Origin of the sequence: Mycolicibacillus koreensis, from assembly GCF_002104795.1 — a bacterium.
GTDB classification, from domain to species: Bacteria; Actinomycetota; Actinomycetes; order Mycobacteriales; family Mycobacteriaceae; genus Mycobacterium; species Mycobacterium koreense.
The window spans coordinates 1-21,180 of record NZ_NCXO01000023.1; the positions used below are offsets into that span (position 1 = coordinate 1).

Sequence of the window (21,180 nt, forward strand, 5' to 3'; positions counted from 1 at the left end):
GTGCCGATGCAGTAGTGCGCGCCGGTGCCGCCGAACCCGACGTGCGGGTTGGGGTCGCGGGTGATGTCGAACGAGAACGGGTCGTCGAAGACCTCCTCGTCGAAGTTGGCCGACCGATAGAACATCACCACCCGCTGGCCCTTCTTGATCGTCACCCCCGACAGCTCATAGTCGGTCAGCGCGGTGCGCTGGAAGCAGATCACCGGGGTGGCCCAGCGCACGATCTCGTCGGCGGCGGTCTCCGGGCGCTCCCGTTTGAACAGCTCCCACTGCTCGGGATGCTCGGCGAATGCGACCATTCCGTGGCTGATCGAGTTGCGGGTGGTCTCGTTGCCGGCCACAGCCAGCATCACCACGAAGAACCCGAACTCGTCGTCGGAGAGCTTCTCGCCGTCGATGTCGGCCTCCACCAGCGTGGTGACGATGTCGGCGCCGGGGTTCTTCTTTTTCTCCTCCGCCAACTGCATCGCGTAGGCGATCAACTCCATCGACGAGGCCTGCGGGTCGACGTCGTCGTACTCCGGGTCCTCGCTGCCGGTCATCTCGTTGGACCAGCGGAACAGTTTGTCCCGGTCCTCCTGGGGCACGCCGAGCAGCCCGGCGATCGCCTGCAGCGGCAGCTCGCACGAGATCTGTTCGACGAAGTCGCCGGACCCGGCGGCGGCCGCCTCCCGGGCGATGTTCTGAGCCCGCTCGGACAGTTCGGCGCGCAGCCGCCCGATCGCCCTCGGGGTGAACCCGCGCGCGATGATGCGGCGCAGCCGGGTGTGCGCCGGCGCATCCATGTTGAGCATGACGAACCGCTGCAGTTCGATGTTCTCCCGCTTCATGTCGTTCGGGTAGCGCGGGATCACACAGTTCTCGAAGCTGGAGAACACGTCGCTGTGCAGCGAGATCTCTTTGACGTCGTGGTGTTTGGTGATCGCCCAATAGCCGCCGTCGTGGAAGCCGCCGCCCTCACCGGGTGGTTGGGCGATCCAGCAGACCGGCGCGGATGCGCGCAGCGCCGCGAACGCCTCGTCGGGGATGCCCCGAAGGATGACCTCGGGGTCAAGGAAGTCGAAGCCGTCGGCGACGGCCGGACGCGCCGGCCCGGTCGTGCTGTCCACCGTTATCCTCCTGCGGTGCCCTCGGGGGTCAGTGCTCCACCGGGCACTTGCCGGTGTAATCCACCTGCCAGTGCTTGATCGCGTTGAGCCAGCCCGAACGCAGCCGGTCCGGCTTGGCCAGCGGCAGCAGGTCGGGCATGTGGTCGGCGATCGCCTCGAACTGCAGCTGGATGGTCATGCGCGCCAGGTGGGTGCCGATGCAGTAGTGCGCGCCGGTGCCGCCGAACCCGACGTGCGGGTTGGGGTCGCGGGTGATGTCGAACGAGAACGGGTCGTCGAAGACCTCCTCGTCGAAGTTGGCCGACCGGTAGAACATCACCACCCGCTGGCCCTTCTTGATCTTCACCCCCGACAGCTCGGTGTCCTCGGTGGCGGTGCGCTGGAACGAGGTGACCGGGGAGGCCCAGCGCACGATCTCGTCGGCGGTGGTCTCCGGGCGCTCGCGCTTGAACAGCTCCCACTGCTCGGGGAACTCCGAGAACGCCATCATGCCCTGGGTGATCGAGTTGCGGGTGGTCTCGTTGCCGGCCACCGCGAGCAGCACCACGAAGAAACCGAACTCGGCCTCGGTGAGCTTCTCACCGTCGATGTCGGCCTCGACCAGCGTCGTGACGATGTCGGCGCCGGGGTTCTTCTTCTTCTCCTCGGCCAGCTTCATCGAGTAGGCGATGATCTCCATCGAGGAGGCCTTCTCGTCGTAGTGCGCGTACTCGGCGTCGTCGTAGGAGGTCATCTGGTTGGACCACTCGAACAGCTTGCCGCGGTCCTCCTGCGGCACGCCCAGCAGCCCGGCGATGGCCTGCAGCGGCAGCTCCGCGGAGACCTGCTCGACGAAGTCGCCCGAGCCGGTGGCCAAGGCTTCCTTGGCGATGTTCTGGGCGCGCTCCTGCAGTTCCTCCCGCAGCCGGCCGATGGCGCGCGGGGTGAATCCCCGGGAGATGATGCGACGCTGCCGGGTGTGGTCCGGGGCGTCCATGTTCAGCAGCACCACGTTCTGCAGGTCGATGTTCTCCCGCGGGATGTCGTCGGTGAACCGCGGGATGGCGGTGTTGACCGCGCTGGAGAACACGTCGCTGCGCAGCGAGACCTCTTTGACGTCCTTGTGCTTGGTGATGGCCCAGTAGCCGCCGTCGTTGAAGCCACCGGACTTGCCGTCCGGCTGCTCGATCCAGGTGATCGGCGAGTTCTTCCGCAGTTCGGCGAGCTCCTCGTGGGGGATCCGCTCGGCGTAGATGTCCGGGTCGGTCAGGTCGACGGGACAGCTGGGGCTGGGCTGAGATGACACAGGTGCACTCCTTGATGACAACGTGTTCTAGTGCCAGTAAAACATGCCTTCACCCCGGATAAAAGGCGTCGACACATCCGCGCTTGTCAGCGTAATGAAACGTGTTCTAGCCTGACCGCATGGGCACACCCGTCATCGTTGAAGCAACCCGCAGTCCGATCGGCAAACGCAACGGCTGGTTGTCCGGCCTGCATGCCACCGAGTTGCTCGGGGCGGTACAGAAGGCGTTGCTCGCCAAGGCGGGGATCGACCCGGGCAGCGTGGAGCAGGCCATCGGCGGGTGCGTCACCCAGTACGCCGAGCAGGCCAACAACATCACCCGGCAGTCCTGGCTGGTGGCGGGGCTGCCCGAACAGGTCGGGGCCACCACGATCGACTGCCAGTGCGGCAGCGGCCAGCAGGCCAACCACCTGATCGCGGGGCTGATCGCCACCGGCGCGATCGACATCGGCGTGGCCTGCGGCATCGAGGCGATGAGCCGGGTCGGCCTCGGCGAGAACGGCGGCGGGGCGCGCGCGGCCTCCTGGGACATCGACCTGCCCAACCAGTTCGAGGCCGCCGAGCGGATCGCGAAACGCCGCGGGATCAGCCGCGCCGACCTCGACGCTTTCGGTCTGCGCTCCCAGCAGCTGGCCGCCCGGGCCTGGGCCGAAGGGCGGTTCGACCGGGAGATCTCCCCGATCGAGGCCCCGGTGATCGACGAGAACAAGCAACCCACCGCCGAGTGGAACACCGTGCGCCGCGACCAGGGTCTGCGCGAGACCACCGCCGAGGGCCTCGCGGCGCTCAAGCCGGTCATCGAGGGCGGCAGCCACACCGCCGGCACCTCCTCGCAGATCTCCGACGGTGCCGCCGCGGTGCTGTGGATGGACGAGGACAAGGCCAAAGCGCTGGGGTTGACCCCGCGGGCCCGCATCGTCAGCCAGGCACTGGTCGGCGCGGAGACCTACTACCACCTCGACGGCCCGGTGCAGTCCACCGAGAAGGTGCTGGCCAAGGCCGGGATGACGATGGGCGACATCGACCTGGTCGAGATCAACGAGGCGTTCGCCTCGGTGGTGCTGTCGTGGGCGGCGGTGCACAACCCGGACATGGACACCGTCAACGTCAACGGCGGGGCGATCGCGCTGGGCCACCCGGTGGGCTGCACCGGGTCGCGGCTGATCACCACCGCGCTGCACGAGTTGGAGCGCACCGACGCCTCGACCGCGCTGATCACCATGTGCGCCGGCGGGGCGCTGTCCACCGGAACCATCATCGAGCGGATCTAGCGGTGTCCGCACCGGTTCCCGAGGCCGCCCGCATCGCCGCCGCCCAGGCCTACATCGATGCGCTGGTCAGCCACGACGCGTCGGCGGTGCCGTTCACCGACGACTGTGTGCGCATCGAACTGGGCGTGAAGACCGGGTTCTCCGGGGCGCATCTGCGCCGCAGCCTCGACCGCGGCCCGCAGTTCAAGCTGATCAAGGCCGCCACCACCCCCGACTACAGCGTCACCGACGACGAGGTGCGCGCCGTCTACGACATCATCACCAAACCGGCCCTGGCGGGCCGGCGGGTCTGCGCGCGCGTCGACGAGACGTTCATCATCCCGGCCACCTCCGCCGACGGGGCGGCGCACATCCACCACATCCGCGCCACCTTCAGACCGTTCCTCGGCCGTTAGGCTCACGGCCATGTCTGAAACCCCCGCCGCGCCGCGCGCGCTGAACTCACCGGTCACCGGCGTCATCATCAAATGGATGTCGCGGGCCAACACCGCGATCTACAAGGCCACCAACGGCCGCCTCGGCGGCAAGTGGCGCCTGGGCAACCAGCGGTTCGGCGACGTGCCGCCGGTCGGGATTCTCACCACGATCGGCCGAAAGTCCGGTCAGCAACGGGAGTCCCCGCTGCTGTATCTGCGCGAGGGCGACCGGGTGATCCTGGTGGCCTCCCAGGGCGGTCGGGCGACCAACCCGATGTGGTATCTGAACCTCAAGGCCAACCCGGCGGTGACGTTCCGCATCCGCGGCGAGGTGCTGGCGCTGACCGCCCGTGAGGCCACCGAGGCCGAACGCGCGCAGTACTGGCCGAAGCTGGACGCGATGTACCCGGATTTCGCCGACTACCGCTCGTTCACCACCCGCGAGATCCCGATCGTCATCTGCGAGTAGCGACCAGCACGACGTGGCACCAAAGCGACCGAGCCCGAGCGGGCAGCCACAAGACGCCGATCGTCACGATTCCTCCGACGCTCAGATCGCTGACCGGATGGCGCGAGTCGGTCTCGTCGATGACAACGGAAGGAACGCGTGGCACGCGATCGACGCCGGAGAGCCCTCCATCCCCGAGGCCCGTGCGTTCGGCGAGGTCTTCCCGACCGAGATCACCGTACGGGACCGAAATCATCGACCGCACCACCGATGTCGACGTCGATGTCGATTTCAAATGGCCGTGGGAGAAGTAGTGCGGCACCTACGCGTCTTCGGCTTGCTCTTCATCGGCGTGGCACTGATGACCCTGACGGGTTGTACTGGAAACGATCCCGATACCAATGTGTCGGAACTCATGGACTCCATTGACAGCTTCACCCTATTCGCGACTGGATGCCGAAGGCCTCCAACAGATCGCGGACACCCGGATCATCAAGTTCGACCTGCACTCCGGAACCGTGAGATTGGCCGACGTCGGGTTCGACGCCGACGACGCGCTCGCCATCGGCGACCCGCGAGCACCGGAGAAACTTCTCGTCCTCGACGGCCCACACTGCCGCGAGGTCCTGCGCACCCGCACCCTGTTCATCACCGCCGACCGTTTTGCGGGCACCCTCGACGACATCGCCTTCTGGCGCTCGGTCGACACCCTCGACGACGCCATCACCGAAGTCCGCGACGGCATCGACCGCTTCGGCTACAACAAAGACAACGTCGAGGAATGGGTCAAAGGCGTCACCAAACACCGTGACGACGAATACCGGCAAGTTGTCTCCACCGGTGTGGGGCGCTGCGGGTTGATCACCAGCGTCGAGGTCAACTACAAAAAAGACCGACCGGTCGTCCTGCAGTACTACGTCTACATTCAGGCCGCCGACTACGACCCCGCCAACCTCGAATCCATCCGCACCACCGGACGAGCCCTGGCCCAACTCCCCCCGACAGCGCGAAAATAGCCGATATCACCGGCGGTGACGGCTGGTTATGCTGACATCCCAGCCACTTTCGAGCCGTCAAGGACGCCGGCCGACCCGACGAGGGGGCCCCGAGTGCGTCGAGCAGCCCACAGCATCGTCGCAGCAGCACTGCTGGCCGGATGCGCCCCAGCGGAATCCCCGCCGGCGACGCCCCCGGAAGCGGGGCTGACGGCGTTCCTGCCCAGTCTGGCCGACTATCCGTGGACCGGCTGGAACATCGTGCAGCAGATCGGTTCGGCCTCAGACACCGACACAGTCCCCGAGCGCACCGCCGAACCGGCCGACTGTGCGCGGGCGCCGTTCGCCGAGCCCGGCCGCATCGCCGCCCGCGCGGTCGCCCGGCACACCAGCTTGGGCCCCACCGGGTTCGGCGGCGAAGCGTCCGTCGTCCTGTTCGATCCGCAGGCCTCGCGCGACCTCATCGCCGACACCCGCGCCTGGGCGCAGCGCTGCGCCGACTACGTCGAGTGGTACGGCGCCTCAGGCGAGGACCGCGGCCCGGGGATGCCGACGTCGGTCAGCGTCCTGGCGCCGCACCGCATCGCCGGCGTCGACGTGCTGCGCCTGCTTTTCACCGACAACCGGGAGCGGCGGTTCCAGCCCGAAGGGTCGCGGGAGAGCGTGGTGTACCTGGCCCGAGTAGGTGACGTCGTGGTGGGTGGACGCCGCCACGACAGCGGTTCGGTGCTCGACGACGTATTCGCCGCCACGCTGCGACGCCTGACCGAGAATCGTCCCGCGCCGCGCCCGCTGGCCGACACCGCCGGCACCGCGGATCTGCGCGGGTACTCCGACGCCGACCTCAGCCGGCTCCTGCCTGTCGCCGCCGACCTACCGGCCGGCTGGAGCGTCGGCCACACCTCCCCGACCGTCGCGGCCCGGATCGACGACTACGGCCCCGAGGGCCGGACCGATCCGCCTGACTGCGCCACCATCCCGTTCCTCAACGAGCGCGCACCCCGCGCCGACATCGGTCGCGATTTCCGTAAGATCGCCACCGCCGAAGCACGATCCGAGGCCCCCGTCGGTCTGCCGGGCGGCCTCGACCAGTGGCAGTCCACGGCCCGGCAGGTCCGGCTCAACATCGAGGACCCAGCCGTCGACGTGATCGAGGCGACGAAGCGCTGGGCACAGCAGTGCGCGACCTACCGCGGTGTCGACGAGAGGGCCTCAGACGGGTCGGTCGATCTGGTGGCGACGACGGTGGCCGGGCACGAGGCGTACGCGATCCACCTGAAGCGCTCCCTGCCGACGAACTTCGATTTCTGGACGATCCTCACCCGGGTACGCGGCGTCCTGGTCACCGCGCTCTCCCCTTCGGAGGAGCCGGGAGAGTTGTTGCGCGCCACCGTGGAACACCTTCGGGACGCCTCGTTCGACACCGCGCCCGCCCCACTGGACTATCACCGGTATCCGGGGCCCTCCCGCGTCCCCTTCGACGATCCACCCGGGGAGATGCCGCTACGTGAACCCTCGGCCGAGGAGGCCCGGAAGCTGGCAGAGGTCACCGAAGGGACGATCGTCGACGCCGAGCGCTACCACGTCGGCGGCTACCTGCCGGGTGACCCGGCGACGCGGACCCCGGACTATCTGCACTTCCGCTCACCGACCGGGTCCATCGTCTGCACCTGGCGGAAATACTCGCTGTTCTGCGACGTCCCGGCGGGGACATACCCGCGAACACCGAAACCGCCCGGCCACGAAGATGATTGGCGTGATTCGGTGGTCAACTTCGGCTGGGAACGCGTCGTCAACGGGGTGGTCGCCGAGGACCCGCCCATCTACGCGGAGTCGGAGGTACTGCCCTACGGGTCGACCATCTGGCTCGAGGACGGGCCCGACCCCACCGCGTGCCGGATGGAGCGCGACGGCCTCACCTGCGTCGCCGGCGGCACCAGGCCAGTCGGGATGCACCTGAGCCGTGACGATCTGACCCCGCTGCGGGTCACCGGTGACCCACCGTCCCGGTGATGCGCGGCGTCACCGGCGCCGCTCAGGCCGAGCCGTACACCGGCACGCCGGCGCGGGCCTTGCCCAGCAGGTCGGTGACCACGGGGCCGAGTTCGGCCGGGTCCCAGCGCGCTCCCTTGTTCACCTGCGGGCCGTGCGCCCAGCCCTCGGCGACCCGGATGAGCCCGCCCTCGACCTCGAACACCTGGCCGGTGACGTCGCGGGACTGCGCACTGCCGAGCCAGACGACCAGCGGCGAGACATTCTCCGGGGCCATCGCGTCGAAGTCGGCCTCCTGGGTGGCCATCATGTCGGCGAAGACGGTCTCGGTCATCCGGGTGCGCGCCGCCGGCGCGATCGCGTTGACGGTCACCCCGTAGCGGCCCAACTCCGCCGAGGCCACCAGGGTGAGCGCGGAGATCCCGGCCTTGGCCGCCGAGTAGTTGGCCTGCCCGACGCTGCCCTGCAGGCCGGCGCCGGAGGTGGTGTTGATGATGCGGGCATCGACGCTGTTGCCCTCCTTGGCCTGGGCGCGCCAGTAGGCGGCGGCGTGGCGCATGGTGGCGAAATGCCCCTTGAGGTGCACGGCGATGACGGCGTCGAACTCCTCTTCGCTGGTGTTGGCCAGCATCCGGTCGCGCACGATGCCGGCGTTGTTGACCAGCACGTCCAGCCCACCGAACCCGTCGACCGCGGCCCGGATCAGCTGCTCGGCCTGCTGCCAGTCGGCGACGTTGGAGCCGTTGGCGATCGCCTCACCGCCGGCGGCGACGATCTCCTCGACCACGTTCTGCGCGGCGCTGCCGCCACCGGCCGGGGAGCCGTCGAGGCCCACACCGATGTCGTTGACCACGACGCGTGCGCCTTCGGCGGCGAACGCCAGCGCGTGGGCGCGGCCGATGCCGCCGCCGGCGCCGGTGACGATGACCACGCGGCCGTCGAGAAGTCCCATGTGTTGTCTCCTTAGTTACCGAGGGCGGGATTACTTGTTGGCGATTACTTGTTGGCGCTCGAGGCGTCGAGGTAGGCCGGCGGCTCCCCGCCGCCGTGCACCGCCAGGGCGGCGCCGCTGACGTAGGACGCCAGCGGTGAGCTCAGATAGGCGGCGGCCCAGCCGACGTCGGCGGGGGTGGCCAGCCGGCCCAGCGGCACGGTGGCGGCCACCGCGGCCACCGAGTCGGCGTCGCCGTAGAACAGTTCGGACTGCTCGGTCTCGACCATCCCGACGATCACCGAGTTGACCCGCACCTTCGGCGCCCACTCCACCGCCAGCGAGGTCGTCAGGTTGTCCACCCCGGCCTTGGCCGCGCCGTAGGCCGCGGTGCCCGGCGACGGCCGGTGGGCCGACACGCTGGAGATGTTGACGATCGTCCCGCCGCCGTCCTGGGTCTGCATCACCGCGTTGGCGTGCTGGGCCACCGACAGCGGGCCGAGCAGGTTCAACTCGACGATCTTGCGGGAGAAGTTCGCCGAGGCGTCGGCGGCCAGCGCGTAGGGCGAGCCGCCGGCGTTGTTGACCACCGCGTCGAGGCGGCCGTGCCGTTCGGCGATCGCGGTGATCATCGCGGCCACCGCGGCGTCGTCGCGCACGTCGCAGGCGTGGAACTCGTGCGGCAGGCCGTCCACCGGCCGGCGCGCACAGGTCACCACGGTCGCGCCCTGCTCGGCGAAGACCGCCGAGATACCGGCGCCGACACCGCGCACCCCGCCGGTCACCAGCACCACCCGGCCGCGCAGGCCGAGGTTGATCGCGTCTACACCAGGATCAGCCACTGTGCTAGCGTACCAAGCAAGTGCTTGCTCAGGTACTCGTGCCCCGAGAATCGATTAGGGAAATCCAGATGCCGATCACATCCACCACCGTCGAACCGGGCATCGTCGCGGTCACCGTCGACTACCCCCCGGTCAACGCGATCCCGTCGGCCGGCTGGTTCGAGCTGGCCGAGGCGATCACCGCCGCCGGCGCCGACATGGCCACCCACGCGGTGATCCTGCGCGCGGAGGGCCGCGGGTTCAACGCCGGGGTCGACATCAAGGAGATGCAGAACACCGACGGCTTCACCGCGCTGATCGACGCCAACCGCGGCTGCTTCGCCGCGTTCAAGGCGGTCTACGAGTGCGCGGTGCCGGTCATCGCCGCGGTCAACGGATTCTGCGTCGGCGGGGGCATCGGGCTGGTCGGCAACGCCGACGTCATCGTGGCCTCCGACGACGCGAAGTTCGGGCTGCCGGAGGTCGAGCGCGGCGCCCTGGGCGCGGCCACCCACCTGTCCCGGCTGGTGCCCCAGCACATGATGCGCCGGCTGTTCTACACCGCCGCGACCGTCGACGCGGCCACCTTGGCCCACTACGGCTCGGTGCACGAGGTGGTGGCCCGCGAGGATCTCGACGAGGCCGCGCTGCGGGTGGCCCGCGACATCGCCGCCAAGGACACCCGGGTGATCCGGGCGGCCAAGGAGGCGCTGAACCTCATCGACGTGCAGAAGGTCAACTCCAGTTACCGCATGGAACAGGGCTTCACCTTCGAGCTCAACCTGTCCGGCGTGGCCGACGAGCACCGCGACGAGTTCGCCGGGACCGAGAAGGGGAAGAAGTAGTGGGCCAGACGAGCACCGACAAACTGACCGGCCTCGACGAGGCCGTCGCGGGCATCGAGAGCGGCATGACGATCGGCCTGGGCGGCTGGGGATCGCGGCGCAAACCGATGGCGCTGGTGCGCGCGCTGCTGCGCACCGACGTCACCGACCTGACCGTGGTCACCTACGGCGGCCCGGACCTGGGGTTGCTGTGCTCGGCGGGCAAGGTGTCGCGGGTGTACTACGGGTTCGTCTCGCTGGACTCCCCCCCGTTTTACGACCCGTGGTTCGCGCGGGCCCGCACCGCCGGGACCGTCGAGGCCCGCGAGATGGACGAGGGCATGCTGCGCTGCGGACTGCAGGCCGCGGCCGCCCGGCTGCCGTTTTTGCCCACCCGCGCCGGGCTGGGCAGCTCGGTGCCCGACTTCTGGGACGGCGAGCTCAAGACCGTCACGTCGCCTTACCCCACGCCTTGCCCCACCCCCGGGGCGGCACAGCACGAGACCCTGATCGCGATGCCGGCGCTGAACCTCGACGCCGCCCTGGTGCACCTCAACCTCGGCGACGCGCGCGGCAACGCCGCCTACACCGGCATCGACCCCTACTTCGACGACCTGTACCTGATGGCCGCCGAACGTCGGATCCTGTCGGTGGAGAAGGTGGTCCCCACCGCCGAGCTCGTCGAGGCGGTGCCGCCGCAGGCACTGCTGGTCAACCGGATGATGACCGACGTGGTGGTCGAGGCTCCCGGCGGGGCGCATTTCACCACCGCCGAACCGGATTACCGTCGCGACGAGAATTTCCAGCGGCACTACGCCGAGGCGGCCGGCTCCGAGGAGGGCTGGGCGCAGTTCACCGCCACCTATCTGTCCGGCAGCGAGGCCGACTACCAGGCCGCGGTGCGCCGTTTCCAGGAGGAATCATGAGCATGGCCAGCCGAGCAGAAATCTGTGTGACCGCCTGCGCGGAGATGTTCCGCGACGCCGGGGAGATCATGGTCTCGCCGATGACCACCGTGGTCGGTATCGGGGCGCGGCTGGCGCGGCTGACGTTCTCCCCCGACATCCTGCTCACCGACGGGGAGGCCCGCATTCTGGCCGACACCCCGGCCATCGGCGCCGCCGGCGCCATCGAGGGCTGGATGCCGTTCAACCGGGTGTTCGAGACGCTGGCCTGGGGCCGGCGTCATGTGGTGATGGGCGCCAACCAGATCGACCGGTACGGCAACCAGAACATCTCCGCGTTCGGGCCGTTGCAGCAGCCCACCCGGCAGATGTTCGGGGTGCGCGGCGCGCCGGGCAACACCATCAACCACGCCACCAGCTACTTCGTCGGCAACCACTCCACCCGGGTCTTCACCGATGCCGTCGACGTGGTCTCCGGGATCGGCTACGACAAGATCGACCCGGACAACCCCGCCTACCGGTTCGTCAACATCTACCGGGTGGTCTCCAACCTCGGGGTGTTCGACTTCGGCGGGCCGCAGAACACCATGCGGGCGCTGAGCCTGCACCCCGGCGTCAGCGCCGACGAGGTCACCGAGAAGACCTCGTTCGCGGTGGCCGGACTCGACACCGCCGAGGAGACCCGCCCGCCCACCGAGGACGAACTCACGCTGATCCGCGAGGTCATCGACCCGAAATCGCTGCGCGACAAGGAAGTCCGATCGTGAGGCTGCGCACCCCGCTGACCGACCTGATCGGGATCGAGCACCCGGTGGTGCAGACCGGGATGGGGTGGGTGGCCGGTGCCCGGCTGGTGACCGCCACCGCCAACGCCGGCGGGCTGGGCATCCTGGCGTCGGCGACGATGACCCTCGACGAGCTCGCCGCGGCGATCACCAAGGTCAAGGCCGGCACCGACAAGCCGTTCGGGGTCAACATCCGCGCCGACGCCGCCGACGCCGGCGACCGGGTGGATTTGATGATCCGCGAAGGGGTCAAGGTCGCCTCGTTCGCGCTGGCACCCAAGCCGGAGCTGATCGAGAAACTCAAAAGCGCCGGCGCGGTGGTGATCCCGTCGGTGGGAGCGGCCAAACACGCCAAGAAGGTGGCGTCGTGGGGCGCGGACGCGGTGATCGTGCAGGGCGGCGAAGGCGGCGGGCACACCGGCCCGGTCGCCACCACCCTGCTGCTGCCGTCGGTGCTCGACGCCGTCGCCGACACCGACATGCTGGTGATCGCCGCGGGCGGCTTCTTCGACGGCCGCGGCCTGGCCGCCGCGCTGAGCTACGGGGCGGCCGGTGTGGCGATGGGAACCCGGTTCCTGCTCACCTCCGATTCGACGGTGCCCGACGCGGTCAAACAGCGGTATCTGGACGCGGGCCTGGACGGCACCGTGGTCTCCACCCGGGTCGACGGCATGCCGCACCGGGTGCTGCGCACCGGGCTGGTGGAGAAATTGGAGAGCGGCTCGCGGCTGCGCGGGTTCACCGCCGCGGTGCGCAACGCCGCCAAGTTCAAGAAGATGTCGCAGATGAGCTGGGGCTCGATGGTCAAAGACGGCCTGGCGATGCGGTCGGGCAAGGAGCTGACCTGGTCGCAGGTGGTGATGGCCGCCAACACCCCGATGCTGCTCAAGGCCGGGCTGGTCGAGGGCAACACCGACGCCGGGGTGCTCGCCTCCGGGCAGGTGGCCGGGATCGTCGGGGACCTGCCGTCGTGCGCGGAGCTCATCGAACAGATCGTGGTCGAGGCCGTCGAGCATCTGCGGGCCGCCTCAGCGCTGATCCGCTGAGGATCCCGCGGCGCGCGCCCGTGGTCGAATAGGGGCATGCAGCTGCGCCAACTGGAGTACTTCGTGGCGTTGGCCCGGGAACGGCATTTCGCCCGCGCCGCGGCCGCCTGCCATGTCTCGCAGCCGGCGCTGTCGGAGGCCATCCGCAAACTGGAGCACGAACTCGGTGTCCCGCTGGTGCACCGCGATCAGCGCTTCGAGGGCCTCACCGCCGAAGGGGAGCGGCTGGTGCTGTGGGCGCGGCGGATCCTCGCCGACCACGACGCGCTCAGACACGAGGTCACCGCGCTGCGCACCGGGCTGACCGGCCAGCTGCGGCTCGGGGTGATCCCGGCCGCCGCGGCCAGTGTGGCGCCACTGACCGACGTGTTCTGCGCCGCCCACCCGCTGGTGCGCGTCCAGCTGGAGACCAGCCTGCGCTCCGCCGACGTGATCGCGCGGATCCGCCGGTTCGAACTCGACGCCGGGATCATCTACCCCGACGCCCAGGACACCAGCGCGCTGAGGCTGACCCCGCTCTACACCGAACGCCATGTGCTGATCGCCGCGGCGGGGCTGCTCGACGGGCAGCCCGCGCAGCTGGGCTGGCCGGAGGTCCCCGGGCTGCCGCTGTGCCTGCTGACCGCCGGGATGCGGGGACGCCGGCTGGTGGATGCGGCGCTGGCCGCCCGTGGACTCACGGTGACCCCGCAGGTGGAGACCGACTCGATCGCCACGCTGCTGGCACACGTGCGCACCGGGCGGTGGGCCAGCATCATCCCGCACACCTGGCTGACCGTGCTGGACCGGCCGGGGCGGATTCAGGCGGTGCGGCTGGAACCGGCGGTGACCGCGACGGTGGTGGTGGCCACCGCCGCCAACGAGCCCGGCTCGGTGCTGGCGCGGGCGTTTCGCGCCGTCGCCGCCGAGCACGCCACCACCACCGGACCCGTCCCCGGCACCGACGCCGACCAGCTCTGATCGGCGCTGATCGGCGCTGATCGGCCCTGATCGGCGCTGCCTATCACCTGGTCGCGAATCGGTCTTGGACAGCGCCGGGCACCGCGGCCAACACTGGCGGCATGGCGAAATGTGTGATGGTGCTCTACCCCGACCCGGTCGACGGCTACCCGCCGACCTACGCCCGCGACACGATCCCGGTGCTCGACTCCTACCCCGACGGCAGCACCCTGCCGACCCCGTCGGGCATCGACTTCACCCCCGGGGAGCTGCTCGGCTGCGTCTCCGGGGCGCTCGGGCTGCGCCGGTTCTTCGCCGACGCCGGCTACGAGCTGGTGGTGACCAGCGACAAGGACGGCCCCGACAGCGTCTTCGAGCGGGAGTTGCCCGACGCCGACATCGTCATCTCCCAGCCGTTCTGGCCGGCGTACCTGTCCGCCGAGCGCATCGCCAAGGCGCCCAAGCTGAAGCTGGCGCTGACCGCCGGGATCGGTTCCGACCACGTCGATCTGGACGCGGCGAAGGCCCGCGGCATCACCGTCGCCGAGGAGACCTACTCCAACTCCATCAGCGTCGCCGAGCACACGGTGATGCAGACGCTGGCGCTGGTGCGCAACTTCGTGCCGTCGCACCGCTACGCCGTCGACGGCGGCTGGAACATCGCCGACTGCGTGTCCCGCGCCTACGACGTGGAGGGCATGGACTTCGGGGTGATCGCGGCCGGGCGGATCGGCCGGGCGGTGCTCGAGCGGATGAAACCGTTCGGGGTGCACCTGCACTACACCGACATCCACCGGCTTCCCGACGCGGTGGAACGCGACCTGGGGCTGACGTTTCACCCCGACGTGGCGTCACTGGCCGCCGCGGTCGACATCGTCTCGGTGCACTCCCCGCTGTATGCCGGCACCCGCGGCATGTTCGACGCGACGCTGCTGAACTCGATGCGCCGCGGGGCGTATCTGGTCAACACCGCCCGCGCCGAGGAGACCGTGCCCGAGGCGATCGTCGCCGCACTGGAGAGCGGCCAGCTGGCCGGCTACGCCGGTGACGTGTGGCATCCGCAGCCGCCGGCGCCGGATCACCCGTGGCGGCGCATGCCGCATCAGGCGATGACCCCGCACGTCTCGGGCAGCACGCTGTCGGCGCAGGCCCGCTACGCCGCCGGGACCCGCGAGATCCTGGAGGACTGGCTGGCCGGTCGGCCGATCCGCCCCGAGTACCTGATCGTCGCCGACGGCGCCCTGGCCGGCACCGGCGCCCGCTCCTACCGCTGAGCGGGGTATAGCCGCGGCGGGAATCGGGTAGAACGGTAGGGAACCCGATCAGTGAGGAGTGTCCGATGAGATTCGCCCGCACCACTGCCGCCACCGCCGCCGCCGGGCTGGCCGCGTTCACCGTGGCCGCCTGCAGCAGCGACGAGCCGGCAAGCCCGGAGCTGACCGAGACGACGGTGAGCACCTCGGTGTCCACCGCGCCGGCCTCCCCGACCAGCACCACCGCCGACAGCGAGGCCGCCAGCGAGGCCGCGGCGATCGAGTCGGCGCTCAACGCCCTGGGCACCGCGGCCGGGGCGGTGCCCGGCGGGCAGGTGTTCGACCTGGAGACCGAGCGCGCCGGCGATCAGCTGCAGTTCGAGGCGAAGGTCGCCGCCGACGGGGCCGAGACCACGGTGATCATCGACGAGACCGGCCACACCGTGATCTCCCAGCAGCCCGTCGACAAACCCGACGACGACATCGCCAAGCTGGACGGCATCACCGTCACCGCCGAGCAGGCGCTGCAGACCGCCGCCGACGACCTGGAGGGCGCGCTGTTCAACGAGCTGGAGATCGACACCAACGCCGACGGCGCGGTGATCTGGGAGGTCGAGCTGGTCGACGCCGACGCCGCGAAGACCGAGTACGCCATCGACGCCCACACCGGGGAGATCCTCAGCCCGTAACCGCGCTCAGGCGTGCCCGTCGAGCACCGCGGACCCGAACCGGTCGCAGAGCAGCAGCGCCACCTCCACGTCGAGGCGGTCGCCGCCCAGGGGCTGGCCGCGGCGCTCGACGGCGCGCTGCACCCGGTATTTCACCGAGTTGTAGTGCAGGTGCAGCTGCTCGGCCGCCGCGGTGTAGCTGGAGCCCGCCTGCAGGAACACCAGCAGGGTGCGGCGCAGCCGCGCGTCGGCGTCGGTGTCGGCGGCCAGCGCGCCGAGCTGGTCGGTGATGAACCCGGCCGCCGCCTCCACGTCCCCGCCGAGCAGGGCGGCCAGCGCCACCCCGGGATCGGTGACCGCGATCAGCGGTGCGGCGCCGGGGCCCGCGCCGAGCGCGACCGCGCGCACCGCCCGTGCCTGCCGGTGGGAGCGACGGAACCCGGCCACCCCGGCCAGCGGGCGCCCCGCCGCCACCACGGGCCCGTCGGCGGCCAGGGCCGCCCGCAGCACCGGCACCGGGTCGGCGACCGCGTCGGGCAGCGGGATCCAGCCCCACCCGGTGACCGCGTCGACAGCGACGAACAGCGGGGCCGCCGGGGCGTCGACCGCCGCGGCGAGGCGGCGCAGCAGCTGTTCGAGGGCCGCCGACCCGGCCTGCTCGCAGCCGTCCGGGCACCACAGCACCACCGCGAGGTGGCGGTGCTGCAACGGATAGCGCAGCGCGGTGGTCATCGCATCGACGTCGACCTCACCGCCGGCGAGCAGCTCGCGCACCCGCAGCGCCCGCAGGGTGCTGCGGCTCTGCAGCCACTGGTCGCGTTCGTCCTGGTAGCCGGCGACGACCTGCTCGGTGACCCGGTCGATGTAGTCGAAGGAGACGTCCTCGATGAGGTCGTAGACGGCGAAGCCGAGGGCGGGATCCAGCGCGTCGGTGTTGCCCTCGAGGTCCGGCGCGCGCACCGCCTCGATCACCGCGCGCAGCGCCGCCCGGTGCCCCAGCCGGTAGCCGCGCACCAGGGCGTTGACCGAGATGTCGCGCTGGGCCAGGCGCCGGGCGTACTCCAGTGCCGCCGCCGGGGCGTCGAGGTGGGCGACCGGGATGTCGTGGCGGATCGCCGCGAAGAACACCTCGACGCTGCTGGTGACGGTCTCGCGCAGCAGCTGCACCAGCTGTGGGTCGCCGCGCAGCTCGGCGACCTCCCCGATCACCAGCTCCTGGATGTCGTCGCTGACCTCGGCGAGCCGGTCACCCAGGCGCGCGACCACCGCCGCGGCGTGCTGCGCCACGGCGGGGCCGGCGGGACCGTCGCGGGGAGTCATCACCGCCGACGCTAGCCGGTGCCGCCCGCCGGGCGGGGGTATATCCGCGGTGCGCCGCGGGGGCGGCCGGCGTTGTCACCCGGGGACAACCCGCGGCGCCGGCTTCGTCGGCCGGCGACGTCGCGGTGCGCCGTGGTCGTTCCTACCGTCGGAGATCACCGCACCCCGACCGCCCACGACCCCGAAAGGCTCCGCCCACCATGACCTATCTGACCACCTACCTCGCCCCGCTGTCGGTGATCCTGCTGGTGCTTCTGCCCGCGCTGGTGCCGGTGGTGATCTCCGGCTACCACGCGCTGACCCGGTCCCGCCGGGCGACGGCGACCCCCTCGGCGGCCGCCCGGGTGGTGGCCGCTAGAGACGCTCGATGATGGTGACGTTGGCGGTGCCGCCGCCCTCGCACATGGTTTGCAGCCCGTAGCGCCCGCCGGTGCGCTCCAGCTCGTTGAGCATGGTGGCGAACAGTTTCGCCCCGGTCGCCCCGAGCGGGTGGCCCAGCGCGATCGCCCCGCCGTTGGGGTTGACCTTCGCCGGGTCGATGTCGAACTCCTTGAGCCAGGCCAGCACCACCGGGGCGAACGCCTCGTTGATCTCCACGACGTCGATGTCGCCGATGGACAGCCCGGAGCGCTCCAGGGCGTAGCGGGTGGCCGGGATCGGGCCGGTCAGCATCAGCACCGGGTCGTCGCCGCGGGCGCTGATGTGATGGATGCGGGCCCGCGGGGTCAGGTTGTGGTCGGCGAGGGCCTGCTCGGAGGCGAGCAGCACCGCCGAGGCTCCGTCGGAGATCTGGCTGGCCAGCGCCGCGGTCAGCCGGCCGCCCTCGACCAGGGTCTTCAGTCCGGCCATCTTCTCCAGGGTGGACTCCCGCGGCCCCTCGTCGGTGGCGAACGTGGTGCCGTCGACGTCGACCGGGATGATCTCGTCCGCGAAGCGGCCCGCGGCGATCGCGGCGAACGCCCGCTCGTGGCTGCGCAGCGCGAAGCGCTCCATCTCCTCGCGGGAGAGGTCCCAGCGCTCGGCGATCATCTCCGCGCCGCGGAACTGCGAGATCTCCTGGTCGCCGTAGCGGGCCAGCCACTTGGCCGACTCGTTGGTCGGGGAGGTGAAGCCGAACTGCTCGCCGACGATCATCGCCGAGGAGATCGGGATCTGGCTCATGTTCTGCATGCCGCCGGCCAGGATCAGGTCCGCGGTGCGGCTCATGATGGCCTGGGCGCCGAACGAGATGGCCTGCTGGCTGGACCCGCACTGGCGGTCGACGGTCACGCCGGGAACGCCTTCGGGGTAGCCGGCGGCCAGCCAGGCCAGCCGGCCGATGTTGCCGGCCTGCCCGCCGATCGCGTCGACGCAGCCGGCGATGACGTCGTCGACCGCTGCCGGGTCCACCCCGACCCGGTCGATCAGTCCCTGAAACGCGGTGGCACCCAGATCGATGGGGTGCAGACCGGCCAGCGAGCCGTTGCGTTTGCCGATCGCGGTGCGTGCCGCGTCGACGACATAGGCCGGGGAGATCTGGGGGGCGTCGGACATTTCTAGACTCCTTCTGGGGTTGATTGCGGGGTTGATTGCGGGGCGGTGATCCCGCCCAACACGATCGCGAGGTATTTGCGGCCCACCTGTTCGGCGGTGTAGGGCCCGCCCGGGGAGTACCAGCGCACCGACCCCCAGGTGGTGTCGCGGATGAACCGGTAGACCAGATCGACGTCGAGGTCGGCGCGGAACGCACCGGCGGCGATGCCCTCGGTGAGCACGTCGACCCACATCCGCCGCTGTTGGCGGTTGCGTTCCTCCAGGTAGGCGAAGCGGGGCTGGGTGGAGAGCCGTTTGGCCTCGTCCTGGTAGATGACGACCTGGGCGTGGCGGTGCTCGATCGCCTCGAACGACGCCATGAACAGTCCCCGCAGGCGGGCCAGCGGGTTCGGCTGTTCGGCGACGATCTGCTGGTAGCGGGTGAACAGCCAGTCCAAGAAGCTGCGCAGCACCTCGTCGACCATCTCCTCCTTGGAGGAGAAGTGGTGATAGAGGCTGCCGGAGAGGATTCCGGCGCCGTCGGCGATGTCGCGCACGGTGGTGGCCCGCAGACCCCGTTCGGCGAACATCTCCGCCGCCAGGTCCAGCAGTTCCTCCCTGCGACTCATCGCTGTCATGGCCGGCTCACGGGTGCTGGGAGGACACCGAGATCACTTCACCGGTCAGGTAGCTGGAGTAGCCGCTGGCCAAGAACGCGATGGTGGCGGCGACCTCCCACGGCTCGGCGGCCCGCCCGAACGCCTCGCCCTCGGCGAGCCGGTCCAGCAGCTCGGTGGAGCTGGTCTTCTCCAGGAACTTGTGCCGGGCGATCGACGGGGAGACCGCGTTGATGCGCACCCCGTACTCGGCGGCCTCGATCGCCGAGCACCGGGTCAGCGCCATCACCCCGGCCTTGGCGGCGGCGTAGTGCGACTGCGAGTGCTGGGCGCGCCAGCCCAGCACGCTGGCGTTGTTGACGATCACCCCGCCGTGCCCGGCGTCACGGAAATACCGCAGCGCGGCGCGGGTGGCGCGCATCACCGAGGTCAGCGACACGTTGAGCACCCGGTCCCATTCCTCGTCGCTCATCTCCACCACCGGGGTCTGCCCACCCAGCCCGGCATTGTTGACCAGCACGTCGAGGCGGCCGAGGCGGGCGGTGGTCGAGGCGATCAACGCGTCGACCTGCGCGGTGGAGGTGACGTCGGCCACCACCGACTCGACCCGGCCCAGGTCCAGGGCGGCCAGCGCGTCGCGGGTCTCGCCGAGCCGGCGCTCGTGGTGGTCGGAGACCATCACGTCGGCGCCCTCGGCCAGGGCGCGGCGGGCCACCGCCGAGCCGATCCCGGTGCCGGCCGCGGCGGTGACCACCACGACCTTGCCGGTCAGCAGCCCGTGCCCGTCGATCTCGGCCGGTGCCTGACTCAATCCGGTGCTCATCCCTTCGCCTCCCGGGGTAGGCCGAGAACACGCTCGGCGATGATGTTGCGCTGAATCTCGTTGGAGCCGCCGTAGATGGTGTCCGAGCGGGTGAACAAATACAGCCGCTGCCACTCGTCGAACGCGGGATCGCCGCCGTCGGCGTCACCGAGCACCAGCCCGGGTTTGCCGATGATGTCCATCGCCAGATCACCCAGGTCGCGGTGCCAGTTGGCCCACAGCAGCTTCGAGACGTTGTCCTGCCCGGGCTGCTCGACGTCCATGGTGGCCAGCGCATAGGAGCGCATCACCCGCAGCCCCACCCACGACCGGGTGAGCCGCTCGGCGATCGCCGGGTCGTCGGCGGCGCCGGTGCGCTGCGCGAGCTCGGCGAGCGCGGTGAGTTCACGGGCGTAGCGGATCTGCTGGCCGAGCGTGGAGACACCGCGTTCGAAGGTCAGCGTGCCCATCGCGACCTTCCAGCCGTCGCCGGGCTCGCCGACCACCAGGTCGGCGTCGGTGACCGCGTCATCGAAGAACACCTCGTTGAACTCCGAGGTGCCGGTGAGCTGGTTGATCGGGCGGATCTGCACGCCGGGCTGGTCCAGCGGCACCAGCAGGTAGGACAGCCCGGCGTGGCGCTTTGAGCCCTTCTCGGTGCGGGCGATGACGAAACACCACTGCGACAGGTGCGCCAGCGACGTCCACACCTTCTGGCCGTTGATGACCCAGCGGTCGCCGTCCAGGACCGCGGTGGTGGCGACGTTGGCCAAATCGGATCCGGCGTCGGGTTCGGAGTAGCCCTGGCACCACAGCTCGGTGACGTCGCGGATGCCGGGCAGGAAACGCTGCTGCTGGGCGGGGGTGCCGAACGCGATCAGGGTCGGGCCGAGCAACTCCTCGCCGAGGTGGTTGACCTTGTCGGGGGCATCGGCGCGGGCGTACTCCTCGTAGAACGCCACCCGGTGGGCCACCGACAGTCCCCGCCCGCCGTGCTCGACCGGCCAGCCCAGGCAGGTCAGCCCGGCCGCGGCCAGGTGCCGATTCCAGGCCAGCCGCTCCTCGAACGCCTCGTGTTCGCGCCCCGGACCGCCCAGCCCCTTGAGCTCGGCGAATTCGCCGACCAGGTTGTCGGCCAGCCACTGCCGGACCTCGGCCCGGAACTCCTCGACCTCTTGCACCCCTGTAGGCTAACCTACCAAGCACTTGCTTTGTTAGCCCACTTGCTGTGTGAGCCCGTG

General features: G+C 70.2%; 23 protein-coding genes. 13 read left to right on the forward strand and 10 right to left on the reverse strand.

What is annotated here, in order from left to right; translation table 11 throughout:
* Both B8W67_RS11220 and B8W67_RS11225 read right to left on the reverse strand, forming a co-directional pair.
* A partial coding sequence (locus B8W67_RS11220; protein WP_085304054.1) for a cytochrome P450 occupies positions 1 to 1,109 on the reverse strand: 1,109 nt, incomplete at its 3' end.
* A 28-nt stretch (positions 1,110 to 1,137) separates the two neighbouring features.
* Positions 1,138 to 2,394 carry a cytochrome P450 gene (locus tag B8W67_RS11225; RefSeq protein ID WP_069393211.1) on the reverse strand — a complete coding sequence of 419 codons (1,257 nt, stop codon included), beginning with the start codon at positions 2,392 to 2,394 and terminating at the stop codon, positions 1,138 to 1,140.
* 119 nt (positions 2,395 to 2,513) lie between these two features.
* Between B8W67_RS11225 and B8W67_RS11230 the strand changes: the two genes are divergently transcribed.
* From B8W67_RS11230 to B8W67_RS11240, 3 genes are read left to right on the forward strand one after another with little or no spacing between them, the layout of a single operon-like run.
* Positions 2,514 to 3,665 carry a steroid 3-ketoacyl-CoA thiolase gene (locus B8W67_RS11230; RefSeq protein ID WP_069393210.1) on the forward strand — a complete coding sequence of 384 codons (1,152 nt, stop codon included), beginning with the start codon at positions 2,514 to 2,516 and terminating at the stop codon, positions 3,663 to 3,665.
* 2 nt (positions 3,666 to 3,667) lie between these two features.
* Positions 3,668 to 4,060, forward strand: a complete 393-nt coding sequence (locus B8W67_RS11235; RefSeq protein ID WP_069393209.1) for a DUF8021 domain-containing protein — start codon at positions 3,668 to 3,670, stop codon at positions 4,058 to 4,060.
* Between the two features lie 10 nt (positions 4,061 to 4,070).
* Positions 4,071 to 4,550: a nitroreductase family deazaflavin-dependent oxidoreductase gene (locus tag B8W67_RS11240; protein WP_069393208.1), complete on the forward strand. Its 480-nt coding sequence runs from the start codon at positions 4,071 to 4,073 to the stop codon at positions 4,548 to 4,550.
* On the opposite strand, the gene B8W67_RS20550 is transcribed toward B8W67_RS11240, so the two are convergent.
* Positions 4,537 to 4,851: a hypothetical protein gene (locus B8W67_RS20550; RefSeq protein WP_131814693.1), complete on the reverse strand. Its 315-nt coding sequence runs from the start codon at positions 4,849 to 4,851 to the stop codon at positions 4,537 to 4,539. The two genes, B8W67_RS11240 and B8W67_RS20550, sit on opposite strands and share 14 nt — an antisense overlap.
* A 103-nt stretch (positions 4,852 to 4,954) precedes the next feature.
* Here B8W67_RS20550 and B8W67_RS11245 point away from each other — a divergent pair, with 103 nt between their 5' ends.
* Both B8W67_RS11245 and B8W67_RS11250 read left to right on the forward strand, forming a co-directional pair.
* Complete coding sequence (locus B8W67_RS11245) at positions 4,955 to 5,545, forward strand: hypothetical protein (RefSeq protein ID WP_085304056.1); 591 nt, start codon at positions 4,955 to 4,957, stop codon at positions 5,543 to 5,545.
* 93 nt (positions 5,546 to 5,638) lie between these two features.
* Positions 5,639 to 7,537, forward strand: a complete 1,899-nt coding sequence (locus B8W67_RS11250) for a hypothetical protein (RefSeq protein WP_085304058.1) — start codon at positions 5,639 to 5,641, stop codon at positions 7,535 to 7,537.
* Between the two features lie 22 nt (positions 7,538 to 7,559).
* Here B8W67_RS11250 and B8W67_RS11255 read toward each other — a convergent pair whose 3' ends face one another.
* On the reverse strand, positions 7,560 to 8,468 hold the full coding sequence (locus B8W67_RS11255) for an SDR family oxidoreductase (RefSeq protein ID WP_069393205.1): 909 nt from the start codon (positions 8,466 to 8,468) through the stop codon (positions 7,560 to 7,562).
* 44 nt (positions 8,469 to 8,512) lie between these two features.
* Positions 8,513 to 9,289 (reverse strand): SDR family oxidoreductase, encoded by a 777-nt coding sequence (locus B8W67_RS11260; protein WP_084228985.1) that lies wholly within the window; start codon positions 9,287 to 9,289, stop codon positions 8,513 to 8,515.
* A gap of 68 nt (positions 9,290 to 9,357) precedes the next feature.
* Here B8W67_RS11260 and echA20 point away from each other — a divergent pair, with 68 nt between their 5' ends.
* The 7 genes from echA20 (at position 9,358) to B8W67_RS11295 (ending at position 15,709) form a co-directional block, all read left to right on the forward strand.
* The gene (echA20, locus tag B8W67_RS11265; RefSeq protein ID WP_085304060.1) at positions 9,358 to 10,113 is read left to right on the forward strand and encodes a (7aS)-7a-methyl-1,5-dioxo-2,3,5,6,7,7a-hexahydro-1H-indene-carboxyl-CoA hydrolase; all 756 of its coding nucleotides are present in this window, start codon (positions 9,358 to 9,360) and stop codon (positions 10,111 to 10,113) included.
* The gene (gene ipdA, locus B8W67_RS11270) at positions 10,113 to 11,018 is read left to right on the forward strand and encodes a cholesterol ring-cleaving hydrolase subunit IpdA (protein WP_264033578.1); all 906 of its coding nucleotides are present in this window, start codon (positions 10,113 to 10,115) and stop codon (positions 11,016 to 11,018) included. The genes echA20 and ipdA overlap by 1 nt, the downstream gene beginning before the upstream one ends.
* On the forward strand, positions 11,015 to 11,764 hold the full coding sequence (gene ipdB, locus B8W67_RS11275) for a cholesterol ring-cleaving hydrolase subunit IpdB (protein ID WP_069393202.1): 750 nt from the start codon (positions 11,015 to 11,017) through the stop codon (positions 11,762 to 11,764). The genes ipdA and ipdB overlap by 4 nt, the downstream gene beginning before the upstream one ends.
* Positions 11,761 to 12,828 (forward strand): (3aS,4S,5R,7aS)-5-hydroxy-7a-methyl-1-oxo-octahydro-1H-indene-4-carboxyl-CoA dehydrogenase, encoded by a 1,068-nt coding sequence (gene ipdC, locus B8W67_RS11280; RefSeq protein ID WP_234806727.1) that lies wholly within the window; start codon positions 11,761 to 11,763, stop codon positions 12,826 to 12,828. Before ipdB ends, ipdC begins: the two co-directional genes overlap by 4 nt.
* Positions 12,829 to 12,864: 36 nt before the next feature.
* Complete coding sequence (locus B8W67_RS11285; RefSeq protein WP_085304064.1) at positions 12,865 to 13,788, forward strand: LysR family transcriptional regulator; 924 nt, start codon at positions 12,865 to 12,867, stop codon at positions 13,786 to 13,788.
* Positions 13,789 to 13,889: 101 nt separating this feature from the next.
* Positions 13,890 to 15,041, forward strand: a complete 1,152-nt coding sequence (locus B8W67_RS11290; RefSeq protein WP_085304066.1) for an NAD-dependent formate dehydrogenase — start codon at positions 13,890 to 13,892, stop codon at positions 15,039 to 15,041.
* 65 nt (positions 15,042 to 15,106) lie between these two features.
* Positions 15,107 to 15,709 (forward strand): PepSY domain-containing protein, encoded by a 603-nt coding sequence (locus B8W67_RS11295; RefSeq protein ID WP_084228983.1) that lies wholly within the window; start codon positions 15,107 to 15,109, stop codon positions 15,707 to 15,709.
* 6 nt (positions 15,710 to 15,715) lie between these two features.
* Here the strand turns inward: B8W67_RS11295 and B8W67_RS11300 are convergent, their stop codons facing one another.
* Positions 15,716 to 17,008: a PucR family transcriptional regulator gene (locus B8W67_RS11300; protein WP_085304068.1), complete on the reverse strand. Its 1,293-nt coding sequence runs from the start codon at positions 17,006 to 17,008 to the stop codon at positions 15,716 to 15,718.
* A 200-nt stretch (positions 17,009 to 17,208) separates the two neighbouring features.
* Here B8W67_RS11300 and B8W67_RS20855 point away from each other — a divergent pair, with 200 nt between their 5' ends.
* Positions 17,209 to 17,379, forward strand: coding sequence for a hypothetical protein (locus B8W67_RS20855; protein ID WP_163797280.1), 171 nt, complete (start codon positions 17,209 to 17,211; stop codon positions 17,377 to 17,379).
* Here the strand turns inward: B8W67_RS20855 and fadA6 are convergent.
* The 4 genes from fadA6 to ipdE1 are packed head-to-tail and all read right to left on the reverse strand — an operon-like array spanning position 17,363 to position 21,120.
* Positions 17,363 to 18,523: a steroid 3-ketoacyl-CoA thiolase FadA6 gene (gene fadA6, locus B8W67_RS11305; RefSeq protein ID WP_109561775.1), complete on the reverse strand. Its 1,161-nt coding sequence runs from the start codon at positions 18,521 to 18,523 to the stop codon at positions 17,363 to 17,365. The genes B8W67_RS20855 and fadA6 overlap by 17 nt on opposite strands.
* A gap of 20 nt (positions 18,524 to 18,543) precedes the next feature.
* Complete coding sequence (gene kstR2 / locus B8W67_RS11310) at positions 18,544 to 19,158, reverse strand: TetR family transcriptional regulator KstR2 (protein ID WP_069393197.1); 615 nt, start codon at positions 19,156 to 19,158, stop codon at positions 18,544 to 18,546.
* 7 nt (positions 19,159 to 19,165) lie between these two features.
* Positions 19,166 to 19,960 (reverse strand): (5R,7aS)-5-hydroxy-7a-methyl-1-oxo-2,3,5,6,7,7a-hexahydro-1H-indene-carboxyl-CoA reductase, encoded by a 795-nt coding sequence (ipdF, locus tag B8W67_RS11315; protein ID WP_069393196.1) that lies wholly within the window; start codon positions 19,958 to 19,960, stop codon positions 19,166 to 19,168.
* Positions 19,957 to 21,120, reverse strand: a complete 1,164-nt coding sequence (gene ipdE1, locus B8W67_RS11320) for an acyl-CoA dehydrogenase IpdE1 (protein ID WP_085304072.1) — start codon at positions 21,118 to 21,120, stop codon at positions 19,957 to 19,959. The genes ipdF and ipdE1 overlap by 4 nt, the downstream gene beginning before the upstream one ends.
* Positions 21,121 to 21,180 lie beyond the last annotated feature (60 nt).